Here is a 25,404-nt window from a genome sequence, read left to right on the forward strand (position 1 = left end):
GGCAAAACAGCGTGCCGCTCAGCGGCCGCGCTCAATAAGCCGGCCGGTCCAGCTTGATCTCCTGCAGAATCGTGGTCGCGATCTCTTCGATCGACTTATGCGTCGACGATAGCCACTTGACACCCTCACGCCGCATCATGGCCTCGGCTTCATTGATTTCGTAGCGGCAATTCTCCGGCGCGGCGTACTTGCTGCCTGGCCGGCGCTCGTTGCGAATCTCCGAGAGCCGCTGCGGATCGATCGACAAGCCAAACATTTTCTGCCGATGCGCCAATAGCGGCGTAGGCAGCTTGCCGCGTTCGAAGTCTTCCGGAATCAGCGGGTAGTTGGCCGCTTTCACCCCATACTGCATGGCCAGGTACAGGCTCGTCGGCGTCTTGCCGCTGCGCGATACGCCGACCAGAATCACGTCGGCGTCGGCCAGATTGCGGTTCGATTGACCGTCGTCGTGGGCGAGCGAGAAATTGATTGCCTCGATCCGGTTCTTGTATTCCTCGGTATCGGCGTTCTGGTGGCCGCGGCCCATCGCGTGGCTCGACTTGAGCTCCAGTTCCTGTTCGAGCGGCTCGACGAAGGTCTGGAACATGTCCAGCACGAGTGCATTCGAGCCTTTGACGATCTGATTCGAGGCGCTGTCCACCAGCGTCGTAAAGACGATCGGACGGCGGCCGTCCTGCTGCGTCGCTTCGTTGATCTTTTCTAGCGTGACGTAGGCTTTTTCAGTCGAATCGACGAAGGGCACGCGAACCAGGCGAAATTTCTGGTCGAACTGGGAGAGGATCGAATGCGCGAAGGTTTCGGCAGTGATCCCGGTACCGTCGGAGACGATGAATACGGTGGGCGGCATCAGTGGGGCTGGGGAACGTGAGCGGGGAAAAACGCTCGAATGAAACATCGCTGCATCGACTTCGCTGCACGGTGGCTAACCGGAAATTGCAGCGGCGTCATTTCAGCGCGCCGTGGGCACCGTAATTGCGTCCGGAAGGCGGCAGGGTCTCGCGAGAGCTTCGCAAAAGCCCGTTGGCCGGTCCGGGGCGCGATTCGAGGCGCAATTCTCGTCCGACTGTCACATTTTGAGAGTCGGCACGGTAGAATAGCGGCAACCTGTTGGATAAGCAATTGCAGGCGATTGGCGTCTAACTCACCGCGAACGGTCGGTCAACGCCGCGCTTTCAGCTGGTAACTTGAGGTGAATGGGGTGGATCGATCGGTAATTTCGTCCATCCGCTTTCTACTTCGTGCATCTGGCGCTCACGGGTCCTCGCGGCCATTTGCAGCGATTGCTTCTCCAACAGGTTGTGCAAGACGCGAGGTCACGCTTCCAATGAGCGTCTCGCGTTCAAGCCCACTTGCACAGCCGTGAATTTCTTTCACACTTAGGGGCTTGTATGACTAACGCAGTTACCGTCGCAAAGGAAGAGGCGTATGTAGTTCCGTTTGAGCAGTTGCGGATGACCGATGTGGAGATTGTCGGCGGCAAGAACGCGTCGCTGGGCGAGATGATCAGTCAACTCGCCGGCGCGGGCGTTCGCGTGCCGACTGGCTTTGCCACCACGGCACTGGCTTTCCGCGACTTCCTGCATCACAACAATCTGACCGAACGCATTGCCAAACGTCTTGAAACGCTCGACGTCGACGACGTGAAGGCGCTCGCCGAAGCGGGCAAGGAGATCCGTCAATGGATCGTTGACGCGCCGATGCAACCGCGTCTCGAAGCGGATATCCGTGCGGGCTTCGACACCCTGCAAAACAGCTCGCCTGAAGAGTTGTCGTTTGCCGTGCGTTCGTCGGCAACGGCTGAAGACTTGCCGGACGCATCGTTCGCGGGTCAGCAGGAAAGCTATCTCAACGTGGTCGGTATCGACGAGGTGCTCGATCGCATGAAGCACGTGTTCGCGTCGCTGTATAACGACCGTGCCATCTCCTATCGCGTCCACAAGGGCTTCACTCACGCTGAAGTCGCGTTGTCGGCGGGCGTGCAGCGCATGGTGCGCTCGGACGTCGGCGCGGCAGGCGTGATGTTCACGCTGGACACGGAATCCGGCTTCAAGGACGCTGTTTTCATCACGTCGAGCTACGGCCTGGGTGAAACGGTCGTGCAAGGCGCCGTGAATCCGGACGAGTTCTACGTCTTCAAGACCACGCTTGCACAAGGCAAGTACCCGATCATTCGCCGCTCGATCGGCTCGAAGCTGATCAAGATGGAATTCACCAAGGCCGGCGAGCAAGGCCGCGTGAAAACCGTCGACGTCGCGCACGAGCAGCGCAACCGTTTCTCGATCACCGACGAAGACGTGATCGAACTCGCGAAATACGCCGTCATTATCGAAAAGCACTACGAGCGTCCGATGGACATCGAGTGGGGCAAGGACGGCCGCGACGGCAAGATCTTCATTCTGCAGGCACGTCCGGAAACGGTGAAGAGCCAGGCCGCGGGCAAGGCGGAGCAACGCTTCAAGCTGAAGGGCCAATCGAACGTGCTGGCAACCGGCCGTGCAATCGGCCAGAAGATCGGCGCGGGTCCGGTGCGCGTGATCCACGATCCGTCGGAAATGGACCGTGTGCAGCCGGGCGACGTGCTGGTGGCCGACATGACCGACCCGAACTGGGAACCGGTGATGAAGCGCGCTGCCGCCATTGTCACGAACCGGGGCGGGCGAACCTGCCACGCGGCGATTATCGCGCGTGAGCTGGGCGTGCCGGCCGTGGTGGGCTGCGGCGACGCCACCGACGTGCTGAAGGAAGGCTCGCTCGTGACCGTGTCGTGCGCCGAGGGCGACGAAGGCAAGATTTACGACGGCCTGCTCGAAACCGAAATCACCGAAGTGCAGCGCGGCGAACTGCCGCCGATTCCGGTGAAGATCATGATGAACGTCGGCAACCCGCAACTCGCATTCGACTTCTCGCAACTGCCGAACGCAGGCGTGGGTCTGGCGCGGCTGGAATTCATCATCAACAACAACATCGGCGTTCACCCGAAGGCGATTCTCGAGTATCCGAACATCGATCAGGACCTGAAGAAAGCCGTGGAAAGCGTGGCACGTGGCCATGCATCGCCGCGCGCGTTCTACGTCGACAAGCTGACCGAAGGTATCGCCACGATCGCTGCGGCCTTCTATCCGAAGCCCGTGATCGTGCGTCTGTCGGACTTCAAGTCGAATGAGTACAAGAAGCTGATCGGCGGTTCGCGTTACGAGCCGGACGAAGAAAACCCGATGCTGGGCTTCCGTGGCGCTTCGCGTTACATCGCTGACGACTTCGCCGAAGCGTTCCAGATGGAATGCATCGCGCTGAAGAAAGTGCGTGAAGAGATGGGCCTCGACAACGTCGAGATCATGGTGCCGTTCGTGCGTACGCTGAAGCAGGCGGAGCGCGTGGTCGGCTTGCTGGAGAAGTTCGGCCTGAAGCGCGGTGAGAAAGGCTTGCGCCTGATCATGATGTGCGAAGTGCCGTCGAACGCGATTCTCGCCGAGGAATTCCTGCAATTCTTCGACGGCTTCTCGATCGGTTCGAACGACCTGACGCAGCTCACGTTGGGCCTCGACCGCGACTCGGGCATGGAACTGCTGGCAGTCGATTTCGACGAACGCGACCCGGCGGTGAAGTTCATGCTCAAGCGCGCGATTGAAACCTGCTTGCGTCTGAACAAGTATGTCGGTATTTGCGGTCAGGGTCCTTCGGATCATCCGGACTTCGCGCAATGGCTGACTGACGAAGGCATCGCATCGATCTCGCTGAACCCGGATTCGATCATCGAGACGTGGCAGCAGTTGGCGAAATCGCTGGCGAAGTAATCGAAGTTGATTGGCGAAACGAATGAGCACCGGGCCGGCGCCCGATAAGCAGCTTGCATAAAGGTTAGGGCGGTGCGTCAAGAGTACGTAAAAGCGCGCCGCTCTATCCGATAAAAAGCACTCGCTTCGTGCTATAAACACCCCGGTAGATCCGGGGTGTTTTGCTTTGTGGAGATCAACATGGCGCCAGGTGGATTGTTCTGGTGGATCGGGGCGGGTGTGCTGGTCGTGCTTGAGTTGATCAGCGGCACGTTCTATTTGCTGATGATCGCATTGGGTTGCGTGGCGGCAGCCATTGCCCATATCGCGGGCGCTGCCGCCGACTTGCAGTTTGCGATTGCGGCCGTTGCGGCGCTGGCGGCCGTCCTGTTGCTGAGGCGATCGCGCTTTGGCCGTAGAACGCGCAAGGAGGCGTCGAAAAACCCGGACGTCAATCTGGATATCGGCCAAACGTTGAGCGTGCCGGCGTGGCATGAGCACCGGGCGCGCGCCAATTATCGCGGCGCTGCCTGGGACGTCGAACTGGCCGCGGGCGAGCCCGAAGATGCGCAGCTCTATGAAATCGTGGAGATGCGCGGCAGTTGCCTTGTCGTCGTGGCCAGCCGGCAGGCGAAAACCGGGGCGGCCGTGAACTGAGCTGAGCGTACACCCGCGCTCATGTCAGCGCGTGCACGGAACCAGGCACAACTATTCGAACTACGGACCGGAGGTCAGTCATGGATTCAACCATCGTCGCGGCGGTGCTTCTACTTATCGTGATCGTGCTCGCGGCACAGACACTCAAGATCGTGCCTCAGCAGCATGCGTGGGTGCTGGAGCGGCTTGGCCGCTATCACCGCACGCTGACGCCGGGCCTGAGCTTCGCGTTTCCGTTCGTCGACCGGATCGCCTACAAGCACATCCTCAAGGAAATCCCGCTCGAAGTGCCGAGCCAGGTGTGTATCACGCGCGACAACACGCAATTGCAGGTGGATGGCGTGCTGTATTTCCAGGTCACCGACCCGATGAAGGCATCGTATGGTTCGAGCAACTTCGTGTTCGCGATTACGCAGTTGTCGCAGACCACGCTGCGTTCGGTGATCGGCAAACTCGAGCTCGACAAGACTTTCGAAGAGCGCGACTTCATCAATCACAGCATCGTGTCGTCGCTCGATGAAGCCGCGTCGAACTGGGGCGTCAAGGTGCTGCGCTACGAGATCAAGGACCTGACGCCGCCCAAGGAAATTCTTCACGCGATGCAGGCGCAGATTACCGCCGAGCGTGAGAAACGCGCGCTGATCGCGGCATCCGAAGGGCGTAAGCAGGAGCAGATCAATATCGCATCCGGCGGCCGCGAGGCGGCCATCCAGAAGTCCGAGGGCGAACGGCAGGCGGCGATCAATCAGGCGCAGGGGCAGGCTTCGGCGATTCTGGCGGTGGCTGAGGCCAACTCGCAGGCGATTCAGAAGATCGCAGCGGCCATCCAGTCGAACGGCGGGATGGAAGCCGTGAACCTGAAGGTGGCCGAGCAGTACGTGAATGCGTTCGGTAACCTGGCGAAGCAGGGCACCACGCTGATCGTGCCGGGCAACCTCGCGGATATGAGTTCGATGATCGCGTCGGCGCTGACGATCGTGAACAAGGGCAAGGGCGCGACCGAGGTCCGCTGATTCCGGTTGTTTCTGTCAAAAAAATGGCCCGCACACCAGGCGGGCCATTTTTCGTTGAATTGCACGATCACGACGGCGAACGCATCAGGCGCGCCTTCTCGCGCTCCCAGTCGCGCTTCTTTTCAGTCTCGCGCTTGTCGTGCTGCTTCTTGCCCTTGGCGAGCCCGATCTCGCATTTGACCCGGCCGCCCTTGTAGTGGAAGTTCAGCGGAACGAGCGTATAGCCGCGCTGCTCGACTTTGCCGATCAGTTTGCTGATTTCCTCGCTGTGCAGCAGCAGCTTGCGCGTGCGCACCGGGTCCGGATTGATGTGGGTCGAAGCTTCGGGCAGCGGGCTGATGTGCGTGCCGATCAGGAACAGTTCGTTATTCTTGATGACCACGTAGCCTTCCTTGATCTGGCCACGCCCGGCGCGCAGGGCTTTGACCTCCCATCCCTCGAGCACGAGCCCTGCTTCGTAGCGTTCTTCGACCGAGTAGTCGTAGAAGGCTTTTCTGTTGTCAATGATGCTCATGAATGGAAAGTGCCCAACTCGTTTAAAATCACGATTTTAGCAAAGCGGGGCAAGGAAAGCCCGCGGCGCTTGTCCACCCTTGCCACGCGCTGTTCAATCTATGGCAGATGTCCAGAAAACCGTGTTGATCCGCCATTCGGCGGAACAGATGTTCGACCTCGTTACCGACGTCGCCGATTACCCCAACTTCCTGCCCTGGTGCGGGGGTGTCGAAATCCGCCGCCAGGACGAAACCGGCATGGAGGCGAAGATCGATATCAACTTCAAGGGCATCAAGCAGCATTTCGCCACGCGTAACAGCATGGAGCGGCCCACGCGCATCGATATGGAGTTCGCTGACGGCCCGTTTCGCAAATTTACCGGCTTCTGGCGTTTCACGCCCTTGCGCGCGGATGCCTGCAAGATCGAATTCGCATTGCACTACGAATTCACCAACATCATTCTCGAGAAGATCATTGGACCGGTGTTTAGCCACATCGCCAACACCTTCGTCGAATCGTTCGTGAAGCGCGCCGATCAGCGCTACGGTAAGGCATGAGCGCGCGCTTGTCGATTGAAGTCTGTTACGCGCTTGCCAATGAGCAGACCGTGATCGCCGTGGACCTGCCGCAAGGCGCCACGTTGCAGCAGGCGCTCGACGCCAGCGGCATCTTGCAGCGTTATCCCCAGATCGATCTGGGCACGCAGAAAGTCGGCGTGTTCGGCAAGCCCCGGCCATTGGATACGGTGCTCGCCGACCATGATCGCGTCGAGATTTACCGGCCCCTGCTGGTGGATCCGAAGCTCTCGCGGCAACGGCGCGTCGAGAAGACCCGCAAGGCGGGTTCGATCGAAGGGCGCCGCTGGCAGAACAAGGATTCGCGGTAGTGCGGTTGGTGCGCTCGGTGCGCCAGCGCGCCAGCGCGGTTTGCGCCTTAGTGCGCGGAAGGCTGGGCCTGTTCCTCGATCGACGTCGTGCCGGACGTGCCGTCGTCCGCATGTTGCCGCACCGACCAGCACACCCCTGCCACCAGCAGCAGGATCGCCGCGGTTTCCAGCGGGCGCGGAAGGCGCTGGTCGTAGATGAACGCGTAGAGCAGCGCGAATAGCGTCTCGAACACGATCATCTGGCCAGACAGGGTGAGCGGCAGCCGTTTCGACGCGGCATTCCACAGCCCATTGCCGAGCCACGAGGCGCCGACGGCGAGCCCCAGATTCAGCATCCAGAAGCTGTGCCAGCGCGCGTCGCCGAGCGGTGCCTGCAGGGCGTCAGAGGGCACGGCGGCGACCAGCAGCCACAAGGCCGCGCCGAGCGCGCCGGTCACCACACCCCACAGCACCGACCACTCGTTGCCGTTGAAATGCGTCTGGCGCTGCAGGTAGCGGGCGTTTTCGACCGCGAACCAGGTCCAGCAGGCGAGCGCGCCGGTCGCGCAGGCGAGGCCGAGGAGTTTCGTCGCGATGCTGACCGGCGTGCTGTCCGCGACCGTGAAGACGTCGATGTTGATGCAGGCGATGCCGGCCACCACCAGGGAAAGCGGCCAGACGAGGCGGGCGAGCGGCACGGCGCCGTGATCGCGCCGGCCGAGCAGCGTCACGGTGACCGGCAGCACGCCGACGATGAGCGACGCCGGCGCGATGCCGATCATATGGACCGCCGCGGTCAACAGCAGGTAGTAGAGCAGGTTGCCGGCCAGCGCGAGTTTGACCAGCGCGCCGAAATCCTCGCGGGTCAGGCGCTTGACGAGCGAGCGCGCCATTGGCAGCGCTGCGGCCAGCGAGACGATGCCATACATCGTGTAGCGGCCGGCGGAGAGCAGCAGCGGCGAAAAATCGGGCAGCACGCGCGGTACCAGAAAAACCATGCCCCATAAGGCCCCGGCCATTACTCCATATGCCACACCGCGCTGCATCGACTGCCCCTGCAAGAAAACTGGAATGGTCGGCAGAATAGCCGTTTGGCGGGCCAGGTGTCTTGTTTGATTCTGCATTCAAGCGGTTTTGGCCGTGGTTTCAGGCGTCTTTTGACCATCCCCATGGTCGCCAGGCGGACTGGATACCTCCCGATTTAGCCACATTCGGGCCGGCCGGCGTCTTCATGCACCCGAACGCGCAAACGAAACTGGATCGAACCCGAGGCGAACGCGGAAGTGAAATCCGAGGGCACGAAGTCGTGAAAAAAATCTCCCGAAATTCGCTAAGCTGCTGTTAGTGCAGTGAAAACCGGGGAGGTATCGCGTATAATTCGCTTTTGCGCCTATAGGATTTGCCATGCGTCTGATCCAAACAGCACTCACGTTCGATGACGTGCTCCTCGTCCCGGCTTTCTCCGATGTTCTGCCGCGCGACACCAGCCTCAAGACCCGGCTGACCCGCAACATCTCCCTGAATATGCCGCTCGTGTCCGCCGCCATGGATACGGTCACCGAAGCCCGCCTCGCTATCGCGATGGCGCAAATGGGTGGCGTGGGCATCGTCCACAAGAATCTCACGCCGGCCGAGCAGGCGCGTGAAGTTGCCAAGGTCAAGCGCTTCGAATCGGGCGTCGTGCGCGATCCGATCACCGTGCCGCCGCAAATGAAGGTGCGCGACGTCATCGCGCTGTCACGCCAGCATGGCATTTCGGGCTTCCCGGTCGTCGAAGGCGCGCAACTGGTCGGTATCGTCACGAACCGCGACTTGCGCTTCGAAGAGCGTCTGGACGAGCCGGTGCGCAACATCATGACGCCGCGCGAGCGCCTCGTCACTGTCAAGGAAGGCACGCCGCTCGCCGAAGCCAAGGCGCTGATGCACAGCCATCGCCTCGAACGCGTGCTGGTCATCAACGACGCATTCGAACTGCGCGGCCTGATGACCGTCAAGGACATCACCAAGCAAACCGAACACCCGGACGCATGTAAAGACGAACACGGCAAGCTGCGCGCGGGCGCGGCGGTCGGCGTGGGCGAAGACAACGAAGAGCGCGTGGAGCTGCTGGTGCAGGCGGGCGTGGATGTGATCGTCGTCGACACGGCGCACGGCCACAGCAAGGGCGTGCTCGAGCGTGTGCGCTGGGTCAAGCAGAACTTCCCGCACGTTGAAGTGATTGGCGGCAACATCGCCACGGCCGCGGCGGCCAAGGCGCTCGTCGAATACGGCGCAGATGGCGTGAAGGTCGGTATCGGCCCGGGCTCGATCTGCACGACGCGGATCGTCGCCGGTGTGGGCGTGCCGCAGGTCACCGCGATCTCGAACGTGTCGGAAGCGCTGAAAGGCACGGGCGTTCCGGTCATCGCCGACGGCGGCGTGCGTTTCTCGGGCGACGTCAGCAAGGCGCTGGCCGCCGGTGCGAATTCCGTGATGATGGGCAGCATGTTCGCCGGCACCGAAGAAGCGCCGGGCGACGTGTTCCTGTTCCAGGGCCGCCAGTACAAGTCGTATCGTGGCATGGGCTCGGTCGGCGCGATGAAGGACGGCGCGGCGGACCGCTACTTCCAGGACAACTCCGCAAACATCGACAAGCTGGTGCCGGAAGGCATCGAAGGCCGCGTCGCCTACAAGGGCTCGGTCAACGCGATCCTGTTCCAACTGATCGGTGGCGTGCGCGCCAGCATGGGCTACTGCGGCTGCCGCACGATCGCGGAGATGAACGACAAGGCCGAGTTCGTGCAGATCACGGGCGCGGGCTTGCGTGAGTCGCATGTGCATGACGTGCAGATCACCAAGGAAGCGCCCAACTACCACGTGGACTAAACGCCAATGAAGCCATTGCTGCGCGCTGTACTCATCCTCGATGCATTGTTGCTGCTTGCGTTTGGCCTGCTGTTTCTGCTGACGCCGTGGACTTCGCTGTACAACGCGCTGCAACTGGTGCAAACCCAGCCGGCTCTGGTCGGCCAGGGGTTTGGCGTGGCGCTGATCGGGCTCGCGTGGCTTGCCTTGCACGCGTCGATCGACGGTTCGCTCACGTCGACGGTGGCGAAGGTCGTGGGCCATGTGAACTGGCTGACCGGTGTGCTGATGCTGGTCTGGCTGCTCGGGCTGCATACGCCGGCGCTGACCGGCTTCGGGCAGATCATCGCGGTGCTGACCGGGGTGGTGCTGCTCATCATCGGTTTGGGCGGTGTGCGCCTGTCGGGCGCGGTGCGGCGGCGTGAAAAACTGCGCCTGGTTGAAGCCGCAGCCGCCGGGCGTGCCGAAAAGCAGGCCGCGAAAGATGCCGCCAAAGACGCTGCCAACCGGCGCGACTCTGGTCGCGTGACAGCGGAGCCGGTCTATCGCGCCGAACCGGTTGTCGAGCCTGTCGTGCCGGTCACACGGCCCGTGAGTGCTGTTTCGGCGGCATCGCTTCATCCGGAGGTCGACGAACCGGGTCTGACGGCGTCTGAACGCGCCGCACGGGCCGAGGCCGCAACCGCGCGCGACGAAGCCCGTGACGAAGCCCGTAAGGCCGCCGCCGATGCACCTGGTGCGCCCCGGCCGCCGTTTCATGGCTGACGCGCCAAGCGCCAGAACGCCAGCCCAAGCTACCGGATTTCGTGCGTGCGCGCGGCAACTCAGCGTGTGCCGCGCCCACTGTTCCAGTGCGCTTCACCGTTACGCTTCATGTTCGATCGTCCTCACGTGGACCGCTTTGAATTCAACGCCGCGCTTCTTGCGCGGTATCCCGTATCCGTTCACTTTTGACTCCGTCCGCTGCCATGCATGACAAGATCCTGATCCTCGACTTCGGTTCGCAAGTCACCCAACTGATTGCACGTCGCGTTCGCGAAGCCAACGTGTATTCGGAAATTCATCCCCACGACGTCGACGCGTCGTTCATTCGCGATTTCGCGCCGAAGGGCGTGATCCTCTCCGGCGGCCCGAGCTCGGTCACCGAAACGGATGCGCCACGCGTGCCGCAAGTGGTGTTCGAACTCGGCGTGCCCGTGCTGGGCATTTGCTACGGCATGCAGGCCATGGCCGAGCAGCTCGGCGGCAAGGTCGATATTGGCCACCTGCGCGAGTTCGGCTACGCCGAAGTGCGGGCGCGCAACCATACGAGCCTGCTCGAAGGCATTAGCGACTTCACCACGCCGGAAGGTCACGGCATGCTGAAGGTGTGGATGAGCCACGGCGACAAGGTGCTGGAAATGCCGGCGGGCTTCCAGCTGATGGCTTCGACGGAATCGTGCCCGATCGCGGCGATGGCCGACGAAGCGCGCCATTTCTATGGTTTGCAATGGCACCCGGAAGTCACGCACACCGTGCAGGGCCGTGCGATGCTCGAACGCTTCGTGCTGCAGATCTGCGGTGCGAATCCCGACTGGGAAATGGGTCATTACATCGATGAAGCCGTCGCGAAGATTCGCGAGCAGGTAGGTAACGAGCACGTGATTCTGGGCTTGTCGGGCGGCGTGGACTCGTCGGTGGCGGCGGCGCTGCTGCATCGCGCGATCGGCGACCAGCTCACCTGCGTGTTCGTCGATCACGGCCTCCTGCGGTTGAACGAAGCCGAGCAGGTGATGGCGACTTTCGCCGATCACCTCGGTGTGAAGGTGATTCACGTCGATGCGAGCGAAGTGTTCCTGTCGAAGCTGGCCGGCGTGACCGACCCGGAAGCAAAGCGCAAGATCATCGGCGCGGAATTCGTCGAAGTGTTCCAGACCGAAGCCAACAAGCTGACCGACGCGAAGTGGCTTGCGCAAGGCACGATCTATCCGGACGTGATTGAATCGGCCGGCAAGGGCAAGAAGGCGACGCAGACCATCAAGAGTCACCACAACGTGGGCGGCCTGCCTGAAACGCTGAATCTGAAGCTGCTTGAGCCGCTGCGCGAACTGTTCAAGGACGAAGTGCGCGAACTCGGCGTCAAGCTCGGTTTGCCGCCGGCCATGGTGTATCGCCATCCGTTCCCGGGCCCGGGTCTGGGCGTGCGGATTCTCGGCGAAGTGCGCCGCGATTTCGCGGATCTGCTGCGCCGTGCGGACGCGATTTTCATCGAGACGCTGCGTACCTTCATCGACAAGGAAACCGGCAAGTCGTGGTACGACCTGACGAGCCAGGCTTTCGCAGTGTTCCTGCCGGTGAAGAGCGTGGGCGTGATGGGCGACGGGCGCACGTATGAGTATGTCGTGGCGCTGCGCGCCGTGCAGACGCTGGACTTCATGACCGCGCATTGGGCACATCTGCCGCATGAGTTGCTGGGGCACGTGTCGAACCGCATCATCAATGAAGTGCGCGGGATTAACCGGGTGGTTTATGACATCTCGGGGAAACCGCCGGCGACGATTGAGTGGGAGTAGGCTGTAAAAATTCCCAATAAAATCAATGACTTGCGATGATTGATGTAAAAGCTTCTTTGTTGATCGTTTCGTTGTAAGTCATTGATATAGAAGCAAAATTTTTGAACATTCCGGAGACAACCGGGCCGTTGTGTGCCGCAAAATGACGGTATGGCGGACGGCATGCGCCGAATGCACGATTGCGACTCGATAATTTGCCGGCAGCGCGATTCGGCCGCGAAGGTAAAATTCTTTCCAAAAAGCTAGGCGTGGTGTGGGTTTGCGGACTCATCGAGGACTCGTGGTTGGTGACGGTAAAAGGTGTACCAACCACGAGAACGAGAAACGATGCTCACCGAATTTGCACTACGCAACCTCAGGCCGTACAACTCTGTACAAAATCGCCGACCGTGACTGCATGTATGTCACGGTATCTTCGGCGGGCACCATTTCCTTTCGATACGACTACCGCATTAACGGGCGGCGAGAACCATTGGCAGTCGGCTGCTATGGCTGAGGAGGCATCTCGCTCGTGTTGACGCGGGGAAAACTGCTAGACGCCTGACGTGCTGTCCGTGAAGGCATGTCGCCGGCTGTGGAGAAACAGCAGGAAAAGCGCGGCGCGCTGTAGCGAAGAGCATCGGTGAATGGGCTGCCAACTGGCCTGACGGAGCCAGAGTGGTGAGCACGACGCGGTCCGTGCGCAAGGACAGCGTTGTGCACGATATCCTGCCGGTCTTTAACGGGCGGCGGCTTCGCGAGATCACCACCGATGATCTGCGGGCGAGCCCTGCGCTTGCAAGATTCGCATTGCCTGGCACAAGATACGTACTGCGCGAGGGACGTCCGGGAGCCGGGTCAAGGCCACGGGATTCGTCCTCGATCCGCCAGTTTCGCAGCCCCCCGCAAATTCTCAATGGAGGAATCATGCAGATCCCTATTTCGGAAGCCATCCAGCAGTTGCGCGACGAACTCCGCCAGGCGATTCTCGAAGGAGAGGGACAGGATATCGTTTTCACCCCGAATGGTGTCGAAATTGAGCTGGCCGTGAAATTCACCGTCGAAGCGAAGGCTGGTGGCTCCTTCAAGTTGCTTGCGCTACTCGACATGTCCACGGAAGCGAAAGCCTCACGCGAGCGTCAGCACTCCATCAAGCTGTCTCTGTCGGTCGCGGATCGAGACGGGCAGCCGATCAAGATCCGGTCGCGGTCAGACGCGGGAGACCTGCCCCAGTGACGCAAGTCCCGCCCCTCACGCACGCAAGATTGATAGCTGACGTTGCCGTCGTCTACAGAGAGGGCGGTGGCTTCGGGTCCGGCAGACTCATCGCTCCGGGACTTGTGCTGACGGCCGCCCATGTCGTCGGCGCGAAGGATTGCGCAAAGGTTGGCGCACCCTGGAATGTCCTGTTGATGCGCATGTTCGGAAGTGATGGCACGTGGGAGGCTCCATACAAGGCCAATATCGTCTGGACCGACCCGGGCGGACTGGACGTGGCTTTGCTCCAGATCGCCAGCGACGGCGAGGTTACGCCCATGCCGGAACCGTGCGTCGCTCCCGTATTCGCGTCATACGATGGCCTCGTTTCTTTGCCTGACGTACGCGCGAGCGGTTTCCCAACAGCTTGGCGCAGCGAGGGCAAGACCCGGGACTTCACCGTGCCGGGCACGCTCTGGCAATCGAGCCGCGACTTGTACGCTTGGGCCGCCATGTCGAAACCGGACAAGCCGGAAGGCTGGCAGGGAATGTCGGGCTCGACACTCTACCTGCCGACGCAAGATGGGCGAATCTGCCTGCTTGGCATCGTGCAACAGGTGCCCGCCAATTTCGCCCGTGGTCATCTCGACGCCGCGAGAATTTCCACCCCGTTTTCGAACAACGTTTTCAGAGCGTTGATCGAGTCATCCTTGGGACGTGGCGTGTCAATCGAATCCGTGCGCGGCGTGAATGTCGAGTCTCAGCGCGCGCGGATCGAGCCTGTCAGCCTACTGAGCCGCTTCCCGGGTTTGAGCGACGGTGTTTCCGGCAACGCCAAGGCCAGCCTGGAAGGCTTTCTGGCTGAATACCTCCTTCGGCCCAGTGCGCCGCTGACGTTTCTTGGACGTGAGGCCGAACTGGATGATCTGGATCGCTGGCTCGCTGGAAGTAGTTCAAGCGCGTACGCCGCGTTGCTGGGGCCCGCAGGGCGTGGAAAGTCGGCTCTGGTCACTCAATGGGCGGCAAGGGTTAGCGATCGCGGCAACTGCGACGTGGCACTGGTGCCAATCAGCATGCGTTTCGGCCTGACCAGTCCCGATGAACTTGGCAAGCTCTTCCTGCAGCGGCTCAGATACCTCGGCCATTCTGGTTCGGAACTCACCGGTTCACCTGAGGCCTGGCTCGACGAAATTCAGGAGACCCTGAACCGGGACCGGTTGCCACATGAACGACCGCTGCTGGTCGTGATCGACGGCTGGGACGAGGCACGCAACCCCAGGTGGCTTCGCCTGCCGGCGCTACTGGGCAATGGTGTGCATGTGATCGTATGCAGCCGCTCACTCGCTGGGGAGTCGACGGCAGCCGAGTCGCTCGACCGGATCGGGCTGCCTCACGGCTCGGTGTGTCCGAAACTGCCGTTGCTTTCTGAAAAGGATCTCGCAGAGGGGTGCGCCAACTTTGAGGCGAGGCTCCCGGGACTCGCCAGGCGTCTGTGGCAACTTTCAAAGGGCGATCCGCTGCTCGCGCGCCTCTATCTCGATCGCTTCTCGGAAGCATTGGACTGCGGCGAGCCGATTCCGGAGGACGACTCCGATGAGGGGCCCGGACTCGCGCGCTATATGCGCATCTGGTGGGAACAGATCGACCGTGGTCAGAGTGCATTGAAGTCTGAGGACGTCAGGCGCCTTCTCTACACGCTCGCAATCGCGTGCGGCCCGCTGAATGCGGACGATCTGGCCGAAATCGCGCAACTCGAGCCGCTCGACGTGTCCGCTGCTCGTGAGCCATTGAACCGACTTATTATCGGAGACGGCAGGAGCCTGGGTTATGTCTTCAGTCATCCGCGGATCGCGCAGTTCGTGTCTGATGAGCAGATGACCTCGGCTGCGAAAGCCGATATGGAGCGGCGGTTCCTTGCTTACTGCCGAAAGATCGCCTGCGCGCTTGAAGTGCGCAATGCGGCATACAGCGCTCCGTCGCGCTATGTACTGACATTTTGCTTTGACCACTTTCGCAGGGGCGGTGCCCCCATCGCCGACTATCGCCTCCTGTTATCGGAGGGATGGATGCGAGCACGGTGTGTCGCCGATGGTCACTATTCGGCCTTTCTCGCTGACCTTCTGCGTGTTCGCCTCGCAGCCGAGGAGTCCGGTGCTGCAGATCTGCTCACACGCTGCGCGCTATCCAAGGCGACCGTGATCAGCATGGGTACGGCCGTGCCCGCAAAACTCCTGCGGATGGCCCTCGACGAAAAAGTGATCACAGGAAGCCAGGCTGTGGAGGAGATCAGCGCTTCGGAGGGTCCTTATGCCCGCGCAGTTTCACTCTCGACCATCGCCGGAGGCCTGCATCAGGAAGATTGCGCGCGTGCGCTCGAGGTCGCATGGCAAATCGAGGAACCCGAGGCCAGGCTGATCGCGCTCGCGGCGCTGTCAGCCGTGCTGCCGCCGGCCGAGCGCGACTCCCTCGCGCAAGCGCTGGATAGTGCGCCGCCTCTGGACAGCGCTGTCGGTGTCCTTTTGCAGCGTGCTATCGATGCCAATCTGGGACGGCCGGTATCACCTGAACTGCCTGATCAATGGGTGGAGGCGTTGCAAGGGGATTTCGGCGGGCGCATCTGGAACGATATCCCCGGCTACATTGAATGGGTTCGACATATCACGAGTGCGCTCAATGGCGTCGATCGGGATGTGTTCGTCCGCGAGGTTGTAAGCTCGACAGAGCATCGGCACTACAAATGGCTAGAGAAACACTACGCGCAGCAATTGATCTTTGCCATTGGCGATGTCGTTCCTGCCGACGCACTCGATTCGCTGGATGCATTGCTTACGGAGTCAGGGGAACGGAAGAGTGAAGGGCACAGGCATCTCCTTGCGAGGCGGTTGGCCTTGCAGCTTGTCCAATTCGAGCCCTCAATCCTGGACGGCCTCAATGAGGCGCACCCTTGGGCCAGCCTTCCGCTTTTAATTTATATGGACGGCGAACAACGATCGATCTGGGCTGAGCGCTGCCTTGCACGTTGCGAGAATTCGTCGACCCAAGGGCGATGGCATGAGCTTTCGCGTTGCCTTCCCTTCGTGAGCACCGCAAGGCGCGCAGCCTTCGTGAAGAAGACGTGGACATCGTCCAGGCGGATCCGGGACTTACCCCTCATCCTGGAATTTGGCGCGGCCGCCGCGGCGGCTATGAACGGAACCCATAAGGCTCCGACAGCAGAGCGCTTCCTCGACAGAACTCAAGGCATGCAATTCGAGGATATGAATAGTGTCGCACTCCTTGCTTGCGAAGCCTCACCACACGTACGGCGAATGGTGCGCCTTCGCATTTCCGATCAAGTCGACTCAGAGAATATCGATGCGTTACTGCTTCTCTGCCCGCGCCTCGAGCGCGGCGAGCGCGAGAGAATCCTCGGATACGTTCTCGAGATGGAGCGCATCGAAATAAGCACGTTGCCGTGTTTGGCTCGATGCTTTGACTATCTCGACATGCAGGAGCGTCGGGATCTTGCTTCGGCTTGCCTTGAACGGCTGACGGGCCGATCTACCGCCTGGTCGCGAAACCGGAATTCGAATCTTCTGCGCGCCGAATTGATAGAAAAATTGGCATTCCCGATCATATCGATACTGGGAGGTAATGCTGTCTCGCAGCTCGAAAAGGTTGCGCGTCGCATTGAAAATAGCGAGAACCGCTCACTGGCCTATGCGAGTCTGACCGCATGCACAAAAGGGACCCAGGCATTGGAATTCGCGAAGAAGGCTTTGCTGGCATTCGTGGACAGTAGAACCGATTCGTCGGGTCTACTCCGGATTCACGACCTCCTTCCTGCAGCGTCGGCCATCTTGTCCTTGCCGGTGCTGCCTGGGCTTACAAAACCGGTGGCGGACAAGGTGGCACGGGTCCTCGAGGAGCTTCACAAAAGGGATCCCGCTGGCGCCCGTTCGCGTCTCAGGAGCGTTTTCAGTTCCGGCGACATGGCGGCTATGCAGTACCAACTGGACTCCGCCGCCCGTGACTTGGGGAAGGATCTTCAGAACTGCTTCGCAATGCTACGTGAAATGTTTCCCGCTGGCTCCACGGTAACGAGGAAGCTCTGGGCGCGAGGCATGGACAGCGCGGCAGAGCGGGGACGCTTCGTCCTATTGGAATATTTGACATGCTCTGTACCGCTGATCGAGTTCATGTTGGGCCAGGATGAGTTCAAGGATGTCGTCGATTCCGTACTCGACGTGACGTCATGGGAATGGCAATAGAGGTGTGGCGACCAGCTCTTCGCATGCTCCAGTGTGAAGACGACATCGAGCCAGTGGGTAACGGACATCGCTAACCCGTACTCGTCAAAGCAACAACAAAATCAAGAAATACCCGTGCCTTGGCCGGCATATGATGCCGCGATGGACGGTATGCATAGAGTGGAAAGCGCTCGTCCGGCCAGTCGGGGAACAGGTTGACGAGCCGTCCCTCCTGGATCAGATGCTGGGCGCCGAGCAGAAGCATCTGCGCGACACCGGAGCCGGCGAGGCACGCGTTGAGGAGCGCGCTCGGATCGTTCAACGTAAGCCGTCCATGCGTTTCGACAAGCAGCTTTTTGCGCTTGCGATGAAACTCCCATGGGTATGGTTTCCCGGTTTCCGGGTTCCGGAATTCGAGGCACCTGTGCACGCCGCGCCCCAGCTCCTGAGGCTCCGCTGGCCGCCCCTGGCGAGCGAGATACGAAGGCGATGCGACAGTGACAACCGCGGTGTCAAGGAGCTTGCGGGCAACCAGACTCGACGCGCGAGGCTCGCCGAATCGCAAGGCTAGATCGAAACCGTCCACGATGAGATCGCCGAGCTGATCTCTCGCAATGAGCTCGAGTTCAAGTTCCGGATGCAGGTCCATGAACTCGTCGAGCTTCGGACCCAGAATGATTCGCGAAAAAACCGGGTCGAGATTGATACGCAGCTTCCCGCGCACTGTCACTGCGCCGCCTGCCGCGGCTGCGGCTGCTTCCTCCATGCCCCTTAAGTGCGGCATGACCTGCTCGTAGAACCGCCGGCCTTCTTCAGTCAGGGACACCGCGCGGGTAGTCCGATTGAAGAGCCGTATTTTCAAGCGCTTTTCGAGTCGCGCGATTGCCCGGCTGACCCCGGGTGGCGACATGTCCATCAATTCGGCGGCGGCGGCGAACGTTCCCGCATCGACTACCGCAGCAAATACGCTGATACCGCTGGAGAGATTCTCGCTGGACGATCTCATTGGCGCTGCACCGTGTGTCAAAAACTGCACTATGACTCATTAGTAACTATGAGTCATTTAATAAGTGCCATTCATGTCATTTAGTTTCTCGTCGAGTTTGCCGACAATGCGTCCCATCAGATCGTTTCAACCTCAGTCCATGTACGTCTGGGCGGCGATCGTTGATCGGGACTCATCTATCTACGCAAGGAGAAACTGCAATGTATGCAATCACAGGAATAACGGGAAAAGTCGGCGGTGCGCTGGCGCGCACGCTGCTCGCAGCGGGCCAGCCGGTACGCGCGGTTGTGCGCGATGCCGCGCGGGCACGTTCGTGGGCTGAACGCGGCTGTGAAGTGGTGACAGCCGACATGGACGATGCCGCATCCCTTACCGCTGCCTTCGCCGGCACGCAAGGCGTCTTCATTCTGCCGCCGTCCGACTTCGATCCGTCGCCGGGCTTCCCCAAGGCACGTGCTGTCATTGACGCCGTACGTGGAGCGCTTCAATCGGCAGCACCTGGCAAGCTTGTCTGCCTGTCGACGATCGGCGCGCAGGCCACCGAGACCAACCTGCTCACGCAACGAACGCTGATGGAGCAGGCGCTTCGCGAGTTGCCGATGCCGATGCCGGTGACATTTCTGCGTCCTGGGTGGTTCATGGAGAACGCCGCATGGGACGTCGCGCCGGCCCGCGACAATGGGATCATCCCCAGCTTTCTGCAGCCGCTCAATAAGACTGTGCCGATGGTCGCGACCGCGGACGTTGGCCGAGTTGCCGCGCAACTGTTGCAACAAACCTGGCGCGGCGTGCGTGTCGTCGAACTTGAGGGGCCGCAGCGTGTGAGTCCGAACGATCTGGCGCAGGCGTTTGCCCAGGTGCTCGGCCGCCCGGTTCGCGCGGAGGCGGTGCCGCGCGATACCTGGGAGGCGCTGTTCCGCTCGCAGGGTATGAAGGAGCCGTTGCCGCGCATGCGCATGCTCGACGGGTTCAATGAAAACTGGATCGCCTTCGAAGGCAGTCCAGCCGACATCGTCAAAGGCGAAGTGAAACTGGAAACCGTTTTGCGGAGCCTCGTTTCGCAGGCGGCCTAAGGCAGCGCGCCGCACGCTTTTCAGGCCTTGATGATTACCCACGACGATCGTTACTTTCATCTGGCTGACCGTTACATCAAACGCGATTACGGTCAGCTTGTGAAAGTTCGCCGCACCGGTTCGTGCGACTTCGATACGTCACCGTGCGATTCCTAAAGCACACCCGGACGAGCCGCGACACCATGTCCGCAGGCAACCCGAGGCCGCCGGCACATGTGCCCGCGCGCCTCGCTACCGGGAGAGCGAGATGCAGAAGGGATACACCGGGGAGGCATCATGACCACCGCAGCAGACTATCTGGTCGATGCGCTGACGCAAGCCGGCGTAAAGCGCATTTACGGTGTCGTCGGCGATTCGCTGAACGGCATCTCCGATTCCCTCAGGCGCTCCGGCAAGATCGACTGGATCCACGTCCGGCACGAGGAGGGCGCTGCCTTCGCGGCCGGCGCCGAGGCTCATCTCACCGGTCATCTGGCGGTATGCGCGGGCAGTTGCGGACCGGGCAACCTGCATCTGATCAATGGGCTATTCGATTGCCATCGCAGCGGCGTGCCCGTGCTCGCGATCGCCGCGCACATTCCGAGTTCGGAGATCGGCATCGACTACTTTCAGGCGACCCATCCGGAAAGCCTGTTCAAGGAGTGCAGCCACTACGTGGAACTCGTCTCGAACGTCGGCCAGTTGCCTCAGATACTCACCCGCGCGATGCGGGTCGCGGTCGGGCGGCGCGGCGTGGCGGTCGTTGTGATTCCGGGTGATGTCGCTCTATCGCCTACGAGCGCCGAGGTCGCGCCCTGGCTGGTGCCGTCGGCGCCGCCCGTGCTGCGTCCAGCCGACGATGAGATTGCGCGCCTCGCGGATATGCTGCACGCGGCCTCGGGTGTGACGCTGATGTGTGGCGCCGGCTGCGCGGGCGCGCACGACGAAGTGGTCGAGCTCGCGAAGCGCCTCAAGGCGCCCGTGGTGCACTCGCTACGCGGCAAGGAACACATCGAACACGACAACCCGTACGACGTCGGCATGACAGGCATGGTGGGGTTCGCATCCGGCTATGCCGCGATGAAAGCGTGCGACCTGTTGCTGCTGCTCGGCACGGACTTTCCTTACCGGCAGTTCTATCCTGAACACGCGAAGATCGCGCAGATCGACGTGCGGCCCGACGCGCTCGGCAACCGCTGTTCGCTCGATCTTGGTTTGATCGGCACGGTCAAGGACACGCTTGCCGCGTTACTGCCGCTGCTCAAGGAAAAGACCGATTCGTCCCATCTCGACAGCGCGCTCGCGCATTACCGGCAGGCGCGCAAGGATCTCGACTCGCTCGCCGAGAGCAATCCGTCGAGCACGACGATCCATCCGCAGTACGTGACGCGGCTCGTGAGTCAGCTCGCCGCCGACGACGCGATCTTCACCTGCGACGTCGGCACGCCGATCGCATGGACAGCGCGCTATCTGAAGCTGAACGGCCGGCGCCGGTTGATCGGCTCGTTCAATCACGGCTCGATGGCGAACGCGATGCTGCATTCGATTGGCGCGCAGGCCGCGTATCCCGGCCGCCAGGTGATCTCGATGTCCGGCGACGGCGGCTTCACGATGATGATGGGCGACTTCATCACGCTGATTCAGGCCGGGCTGCCCGTGAAGGTGATCGTGCTGAACAACGGCACGCTCGGCTTCGTGGAGATCGAAATGCGCGCGTCGGGCTTCGTCGATACCGGCACCAACCTCGTCAATCCGAACTTCGCGCGCATGGCCGAAGCGATGGGCGTGAAGGGCATTCGCGTCGAGAAACCGCAGGAGCTCGAAGGCGCGCTCACGGCGGCGCTTGCACACGACGGACCCGCGCTGGTCGATGTCGTCAGCGCGCGCCAGGAACTGATCATGCCGCCGAAAACCACTCTCGATGAAGCATGGCATTTCGGAGTCTTCATGATGAAGGCAGTGATGGACGGCCGCGGCAACGCGCTGATCGATCTGGCGAAAGTGAACCTGACGCGCTGAAGCGCGGCATCCTGGACTTCCGCGGCGTTCAGCCCGCGCGCGGTTGACCTCCAATTGCTTCATTACCTGCCATCGGGAGGAGACGGCGATGTCGAGTGGTGTGCGCTCTGGGCGCCATGCATGGACGATCCTGATGTCGAGCGCAACGCTGACTGCCTGCAGCGACGCGCCTTCGGTCGGCGTGCTGGGCGCGTACTTTCCGGACTGGCTGTTCTGTATCGCGGGCGGGGTGCTGCTGGTGGCATGCGTGCACGTGCTGCTCTCGCGCAGCGGTCGCAATGCGTGGCTTGCGCCGCCCGCGATTGCTTACCCGGCGTTGACGGTGCTGTTTTCGATCGCACTGTGGGCCGTTGGCTTCAACCTTTAGTGCCTTGAGTTTTTTGCTTCATTAACCCCGTTAATCTTCAACCGACCGTGTGACCATGACCGCCGACCACCGCACGGATGCAGGCAAGCAGCGTCCGCGAACCTGGCCCGCCGTGCTGCTGATCGTGCTGGCCGTGATCGCGATCATCGCCGTGATCTGGCGCGTGGATACCGTACCGCGCACCGACGACGCCTATGCGTATGCCGACACGATCGGCGTCTCGCCGGAAGTCAGCGGCAAGATCGTCACGCTTGCGGTGCGCAACAATCAGGCGGTGAAGCAGGGCGATCTGCTGTTCGAGATCGACCCGCGGCCGTATCAGTTCGCGTTGCAGCGCGCCCAGGCAGCGCTCGCACAACTGGATGCGCAGATTCCGCTCACGCAGCGCACCGTCAACGCGCAAGGGTTCAGCGCCGACGCGGCGAAGTCGGCGGTCGTGCGTGCGCAGAGCGCCGCGAAGCAGGCGGGGGACACGCTGGCGCGAATGGAACCGCTGATCGGGAAGGGCTACATCTCCGCCGACGAACTGGAGCGCGCGCGGACCACGCAACGCGCCGCGCTCGCCGAGCTCGCGGCTGCGCAGGCGCAGGCCCGCGAGGCACAGGCGGCGGTCAGCAGCGTCGCCGCGCTGGTTGCGCAGCGCGCGGTGCTGAGCGCTGAAATCGCGACGGCGCAGCTCAACCTCGACTATGCGACCGTGCGCGCGCCGTTCGACGGCCGCGTCGTCGAGCTGCGCACGTCCGTCGGGCAATTCGTGTCCGCGCAAAAACCCGTCTTCACACTGATCGATACGCGGCACTGGTACGTGATCGCCAACTTCCGCGAGAACGAGCTCGACAACATCCGGCCCGGCACGCATGCAACCGTGTACCTGATGAGCAATAGCCGCATCCGTTTCAGCGGCTCGGTCGACTCGATCGGCTTCGGCGTCGATCCGCAGGATGGCGGCGGCAGCGCGAACGGTCTGCCGAGCATCCAGCGCAGCATCAACTGGGTGCACGTCGCGCAGCGCTTTCCGGTGAAGATACTGGTCGATCATCCCGATCCGCGAATGTTCCGGATCGGCACATCCGCCGTTGCCGTGCTGCAGCCCGGACGGGGCGACAATCGGGACAACCCGGACAACCGGAGCAATCGCGCCACGCCTGCGGGAGCGCCGTCATGAGCGGTCTCGACGGCGTCGGGCGCGGTTTCGGATGGCCACGGCCGCTCGCGGAATTGGCCGCTTTCCTGCGCTACGAACTTGCCGCGTTTCCAGGGCGCGGCAACGTGACGATGCGCTGCGTGCTCGGCAGCGCGATCGTGATCGTCGCCTCGATGACCTTGCAGGTGCCCGAGCTGGCGTTGTCGCTGATGGCGGTGTTCTTCGTGACGCAGGCGAACATCGTGCTGACCCGCGCGATCGCATTGAATCTCGTGATCGGCACGACCTGCGCAATCGGCGGCACGATCGGCCTTTACGTGCTGACCTTCGACTATCCGCTGCCGCGCATCATCGTCGCGAGTGCGATCTTCTTTTGCAGCACCTATCTGATGCGGGCGGTGACGAAGTTCGGGCTGGTGTTCTTTCTCGTCTCGCTGATTGTGATCTACGCGCAGACCTTTGCCGATCTGACCGACAACGCGGAAGCGCTGGTGCGTAACTGTCTGTGGGTGTGGGCAGCGGTCAACTACGCCGTCGTATTGTCGTTGGTCATCAATACGCTGTTTCTGCCGGCCGAGCCGGAGCAGCAGTTGCGCGCTGCGATGCAGCTGCAACTCGCGAGAGCCCATGCGCGGCTCGCCGCCGTGATCGACAGCGAAGCGCCGGCCGTGCGCATCGGCCCGCTCGATCTCGAGCGCGGCGCGCTGTCGTTGCAGAAGTTGCTGCGCTTCTCGACGATGCGTCACCGCTATAGCGCAGAGGGTGCATCGGCAAGGCTCGCCTGTGTCACGGCGGTATCGCGCATTTTCGAGGCCGCGGCGGTGCTGCCCGACCATGCGGTCGTGCATGACGCCGGGCAGATCGATGCCATTCGTGCGGTGCAGGACGAACTCGTATCGCTCGACCATGCAATCGGCGACGACGCGCAATGGCTGCGCTGGAGCACATCCGGGCGCGCGCCACTGTCGACCTCGATACCGGCGCTCGCTTCGATTCAGCGCGCGTTCAACGCGCTCGCTGATGCAATGCGAGGCGCCACCGCGCCACCGGACGATGCAGCCGCCGGCAATGTCGCGACAGACACGACGAACACAACGAACACGACAACCGCAGCGAAACCAGCCCCACACTCCGCGCTGCTCGAACCGGACGTTTTCACGAACCCGCGCTACGCGCGCTTTTCGCTGCGCACGCTGCTGTCGGTGCTCGTCTGCTATGTGTTCTACAACGCGGTGAACTGGCCGGGCATCCACACGATCATGCTGACGTGTCTCGTGATCGCGTTGCCGAGCCTTGGCGCGTCAAACCGTCATGGCGTGCTGCGGATCAGCGGCGCCCTGGTCGGCAGCGCGCTGGCGCTGTTCATGGTCGCGTTCGTGATTCCGCACCTGGAGAGCGTGACGGGGCTGCTGCTGATGAGCCTGCCCGTGATCGCGCTGGGCGCCTGGGTGTCGGCGGGTTCCGAGCGGATCAGTTATGCAGGAATCCAGATCATGTTTACGTTTGCGCTGGCCTTGCTCGAATCGTTCTCGCCGCCGTCCGATCTGACTGAGATCCGCGACCGGATTGTCGGCATCCTGCTGGGCGTCGGTGTGGCCACGTTCTTCCAGATGTCGATGTGGCCGGAAGGCGAGGCCGACACGCTGCGCACGCAATTGGCGTTGCTAGTGCGCAAAATCGCCGCGCTGGCGCGCCTCGAGGTGCGCGCGGTGCTCAGCGGCCCGCGCGTGACGGATGCACCGGAGGTGGTCGCGACGTGGGCCATGCTCGCGGACTGCCAGACGGTGCTGGCGCGTGTCGCGCTCGAACCCGACTGGCGTGAGGGCGAGACGGCGCGCATTACGCTGCTGTCGCAGACGGTGCTCGCGCAAAGCCGTGCGCTGCTCGTCGCCATCGAGGCATTTCACCATGAGGCGATGACCGGCGCGCCGGGCGGCGCGTCGATGGAGCGCACAGCGACGTTTCAGTCGGATGTCGCGGATGCGCTCGAACGATACGCGTCGCAACTGGCGGCCGAGCCACCCGCCGCGACGACCCCGGCGCCGCTCGACCCGGGCGGACTGCGTGCCGTGCCGCGAGAGGCGGCGGGCGCGGCCAGCGAACAGGCGCTGGAACAGCATGCGCAGCGGATCGCCGGGGCGCTCGCCGGACTGCCGCGCTGGTTGGCGCTCGAGCGTGGGCCCAGTGAATTCGCAAGTGCGGGGTGATCTGC

At 62.0% G+C, this 25,404-nt stretch carries 20 protein-coding genes; 15 read left to right on the forward strand and 5 right to left on the reverse strand.

All coding sequences use genetic code 11. From position 1 onward, the window contains the following. Window positions 1-31 precede the first annotated feature (31 nt). Entirely contained in the window at window positions 32-847 is an 816-nt protein-coding gene (gene ppsR / locus BCY88_RS32305) for a posphoenolpyruvate synthetase regulatory kinase/phosphorylase PpsR (protein ID WP_120348175.1), read from the reverse strand. Window positions 848-1,388: 541 nt separating this feature from the next. On the opposite strand from ppsR, the gene ppsA reads away from it, so the two are divergent. The 3 genes from ppsA (at window position 1,389) to BCY88_RS32320 (ending at window position 5,443) form a co-directional block, all read left to right on the forward strand. Continuing rightward, a complete protein-coding gene (gene ppsA / locus BCY88_RS32310) occupies window positions 1,389-3,794 on the forward strand; it encodes a phosphoenolpyruvate synthase (RefSeq protein WP_120348176.1) in 2,406 nt (801 codons plus the stop codon). A 180-nt stretch (window positions 3,795-3,974) separates the two neighbouring features. Further along, complete coding sequence (locus BCY88_RS32315; RefSeq protein ID WP_120348177.1) at window positions 3,975-4,430, forward strand: NfeD family protein; 456 nt, start codon at window positions 3,975-3,977, stop codon at window positions 4,428-4,430. An 80-nt stretch (window positions 4,431-4,510) separates the two neighbouring features. Continuing rightward, a complete protein-coding gene (locus BCY88_RS32320; RefSeq protein ID WP_120348178.1) occupies window positions 4,511-5,443 on the forward strand; it encodes an SPFH domain-containing protein in 933 nt (310 codons plus the stop codon). Between the two features lie 67 nt (window positions 5,444-5,510). Here the strand turns inward: BCY88_RS32320 and smpB are convergent, their stop codons facing one another. Beyond that, a complete protein-coding gene (gene smpB / locus BCY88_RS32325) occupies window positions 5,511-5,957 on the reverse strand; it encodes an SsrA-binding protein SmpB (RefSeq protein ID WP_042323149.1) in 447 nt (148 codons plus the stop codon). Window positions 5,958-6,057: 100 nt separating this feature from the next. Here smpB and BCY88_RS32330 point away from each other — a divergent pair, with 100 nt between their 5' ends. Next, the gene (locus BCY88_RS32330) at window positions 6,058-6,495 is read left to right on the forward strand and encodes a type II toxin-antitoxin system RatA family toxin (protein ID WP_028199353.1); all 438 of its coding nucleotides are present in this window, start codon (window positions 6,058-6,060) and stop codon (window positions 6,493-6,495) included. After that, window positions 6,492-6,824, forward strand: a complete 333-nt coding sequence (locus BCY88_RS32335) for an RnfH family protein (protein ID WP_120348179.1) — start codon at window positions 6,492-6,494, stop codon at window positions 6,822-6,824. Before BCY88_RS32330 ends, BCY88_RS32335 begins: the two co-directional genes overlap by 4 nt. 47 nt (window positions 6,825-6,871) lie before the next feature. Here the strand turns inward: BCY88_RS32335 and BCY88_RS32340 are convergent, their stop codons facing one another. Continuing rightward, the gene (locus tag BCY88_RS32340; protein ID WP_120348251.1) at window positions 6,872-7,849 is read right to left on the reverse strand and encodes a DMT family transporter; all 978 of its coding nucleotides are present in this window, start codon (window positions 7,847-7,849) and stop codon (window positions 6,872-6,874) included. Window positions 7,850-8,207: 358 nt separating this feature from the next. Between BCY88_RS32340 and guaB the strand changes: the two genes are divergently transcribed. The 3 genes from guaB (at window position 8,208) to guaA (ending at window position 12,199) form a co-directional block, all read left to right on the forward strand. Then, window positions 8,208-9,668 (forward strand): IMP dehydrogenase, encoded by a 1,461-nt coding sequence (gene guaB, locus BCY88_RS32345; protein ID WP_120348180.1) that lies wholly within the window; start codon window positions 8,208-8,210, stop codon window positions 9,666-9,668. Window positions 9,669-9,674: 6 nt separating this feature from the next. After that, window positions 9,675-10,412 (forward strand): hypothetical protein, encoded by a 738-nt coding sequence (locus tag BCY88_RS32350; RefSeq protein ID WP_120348181.1) that lies wholly within the window; start codon window positions 9,675-9,677, stop codon window positions 10,410-10,412. A gap of 203 nt (window positions 10,413-10,615) precedes the next feature. Then, a complete protein-coding gene (gene guaA, locus BCY88_RS32355) occupies window positions 10,616-12,199 on the forward strand; it encodes a glutamine-hydrolyzing GMP synthase (protein WP_120348182.1) in 1,584 nt (527 codons plus the stop codon). Between the two features lie 22 nt (window positions 12,200-12,221). On the opposite strand, the gene BCY88_RS39685 is transcribed toward guaA, so the two are convergent. Beyond that, the gene (locus BCY88_RS39685; protein ID WP_147408590.1) at window positions 12,222-12,470 is read right to left on the reverse strand and encodes a hypothetical protein; all 249 of its coding nucleotides are present in this window, start codon (window positions 12,468-12,470) and stop codon (window positions 12,222-12,224) included. A gap of 635 nt (window positions 12,471-13,105) precedes the next feature. Here BCY88_RS39685 and BCY88_RS32360 point away from each other — a divergent pair. Further along, window positions 13,106-13,414, forward strand: coding sequence for a trypco2 family protein (locus tag BCY88_RS32360; protein WP_120348183.1), 309 nt, complete (start codon window positions 13,106-13,108; stop codon window positions 13,412-13,414). Window positions 13,415-13,443: 29 nt separating this feature from the next. Further along, window positions 13,444-17,625, forward strand: coding sequence for a S1 family peptidase (locus tag BCY88_RS32365; protein ID WP_220669709.1), 4,182 nt, complete (start codon window positions 13,444-13,446; stop codon window positions 17,623-17,625). 70 nt (window positions 17,626-17,695) lie between these two features. Here BCY88_RS32365 and BCY88_RS32370 read toward each other — a convergent pair whose 3' ends face one another. Next, window positions 17,696-18,610 (reverse strand): LysR family transcriptional regulator, encoded by a 915-nt coding sequence (locus tag BCY88_RS32370; RefSeq protein ID WP_120348185.1) that lies wholly within the window; start codon window positions 18,608-18,610, stop codon window positions 17,696-17,698. Between the two features lie 200 nt (window positions 18,611-18,810). Here BCY88_RS32370 and BCY88_RS32375 point away from each other — a divergent pair, with 200 nt between their 5' ends. From BCY88_RS32375 to BCY88_RS32395, 5 genes are all read left to right on the forward strand, one after another. Beyond that, a complete protein-coding gene (locus tag BCY88_RS32375; protein ID WP_120348186.1) occupies window positions 18,811-19,683 on the forward strand; it encodes an NmrA family NAD(P)-binding protein in 873 nt (290 codons plus the stop codon). A 276-nt stretch (window positions 19,684-19,959) separates the two neighbouring features. Further along, on the forward strand, window positions 19,960-21,681 hold the full coding sequence (poxB, locus tag BCY88_RS32380) for a ubiquinone-dependent pyruvate dehydrogenase (protein ID WP_220669710.1): 1,722 nt from the start codon (window positions 19,960-19,962) through the stop codon (window positions 21,679-21,681). 88 nt (window positions 21,682-21,769) lie between these two features. After that, the gene (locus BCY88_RS32385; RefSeq protein ID WP_259461582.1) at window positions 21,770-22,048 is read left to right on the forward strand and encodes a YtcA family lipoprotein; all 279 of its coding nucleotides are present in this window, start codon (window positions 21,770-21,772) and stop codon (window positions 22,046-22,048) included. A 55-nt stretch (window positions 22,049-22,103) separates the two neighbouring features. Next, the gene (gene mdtN, locus BCY88_RS32390) at window positions 22,104-23,213 is read left to right on the forward strand and encodes a multidrug transporter subunit MdtN (RefSeq protein WP_120348187.1); all 1,110 of its coding nucleotides are present in this window, start codon (window positions 22,104-22,106) and stop codon (window positions 23,211-23,213) included. After that, window positions 23,210-25,399, forward strand: a complete 2,190-nt coding sequence (locus BCY88_RS32395; RefSeq protein WP_120348188.1) for an FUSC family protein — start codon at window positions 23,210-23,212, stop codon at window positions 25,397-25,399. The genes mdtN and BCY88_RS32395 overlap by 4 nt, the downstream gene beginning before the upstream one ends. Window positions 25,400-25,404 lie beyond the last annotated feature (5 nt).

The organism is Paraburkholderia fungorum (assembly GCF_003610895.1).
GTDB classification, from domain to species: domain Bacteria; phylum Pseudomonadota; class Gammaproteobacteria; order Burkholderiales; family Burkholderiaceae; genus Paraburkholderia; species Paraburkholderia fungorum_B.

Excerpts from the sequence above, each read along its gene's own strand:
- ppsR (WP_120348175.1), bottom strand. The coding sequence starts at position 847 with ATGCCGCCCACCGTATTCATCGTCTCCGACGGTACCGGGATCACTGCC.
- ppsA (WP_120348176.1), top strand. The coding sequence starts at position 1,389 with ATGACTAACGCAGTTACCGTCGCAAAGGAAGAGGCGTATGTAGTTCCG.
- BCY88_RS32315 (WP_120348177.1), top strand. The coding sequence starts at position 3,975 with ATGGCGCCAGGTGGATTGTTCTGGTGGATCGGGGCGGGTGTGCTGGTC.
- BCY88_RS32320 (WP_120348178.1), top strand. The coding sequence starts at position 4,511 with ATGGATTCAACCATCGTCGCGGCGGTGCTTCTACTTATCGTGATCGTG.
- smpB (WP_042323149.1), bottom strand. The coding sequence starts at position 5,957 with ATGAGCATCATTGACAACAGAAAAGCCTTCTACGACTACTCGGTCGAA.
- BCY88_RS32330 (WP_028199353.1), top strand. The coding sequence starts at position 6,058 with ATGGCAGATGTCCAGAAAACCGTGTTGATCCGCCATTCGGCGGAACAG.
- BCY88_RS32335 (WP_120348179.1), top strand. The coding sequence starts at position 6,492 with ATGAGCGCGCGCTTGTCGATTGAAGTCTGTTACGCGCTTGCCAATGAG.
- BCY88_RS32340 (WP_120348251.1), bottom strand. The coding sequence starts at position 7,849 with ATGCAGCGCGGTGTGGCATATGGAGTAATGGCCGGGGCCTTATGGGGC.
- guaB (WP_120348180.1), top strand. The coding sequence starts at position 8,208 with ATGCGTCTGATCCAAACAGCACTCACGTTCGATGACGTGCTCCTCGTC.
- BCY88_RS32350 (WP_120348181.1), top strand. The coding sequence starts at position 9,675 with ATGAAGCCATTGCTGCGCGCTGTACTCATCCTCGATGCATTGTTGCTG.
- guaA (WP_120348182.1), top strand. The coding sequence starts at position 10,616 with ATGCATGACAAGATCCTGATCCTCGACTTCGGTTCGCAAGTCACCCAA.
- BCY88_RS39685 (WP_147408590.1), bottom strand. The coding sequence starts at position 12,470 with ATGAGTCCGCAAACCCACACCACGCCTAGCTTTTTGGAAAGAATTTTA.
- BCY88_RS32360 (WP_120348183.1), top strand. The coding sequence starts at position 13,106 with ATGCAGATCCCTATTTCGGAAGCCATCCAGCAGTTGCGCGACGAACTC.
- BCY88_RS32370 (WP_120348185.1), bottom strand. The coding sequence starts at position 18,610 with ATGAGATCGTCCAGCGAGAATCTCTCCAGCGGTATCAGCGTATTTGCT.
- BCY88_RS32375 (WP_120348186.1), top strand. The coding sequence starts at position 18,811 with ATGTATGCAATCACAGGAATAACGGGAAAAGTCGGCGGTGCGCTGGCG.
- poxB (WP_220669710.1), top strand. The coding sequence starts at position 19,960 with ATGACCACCGCAGCAGACTATCTGGTCGATGCGCTGACGCAAGCCGGC.
- BCY88_RS32385 (WP_259461582.1), top strand. The coding sequence starts at position 21,770 with ATGTCGAGTGGTGTGCGCTCTGGGCGCCATGCATGGACGATCCTGATG.
- mdtN (WP_120348187.1), top strand. The coding sequence starts at position 22,104 with ATGACCGCCGACCACCGCACGGATGCAGGCAAGCAGCGTCCGCGAACC.
- BCY88_RS32395 (WP_120348188.1), top strand. The coding sequence starts at position 23,210 with ATGAGCGGTCTCGACGGCGTCGGGCGCGGTTTCGGATGGCCACGGCCG.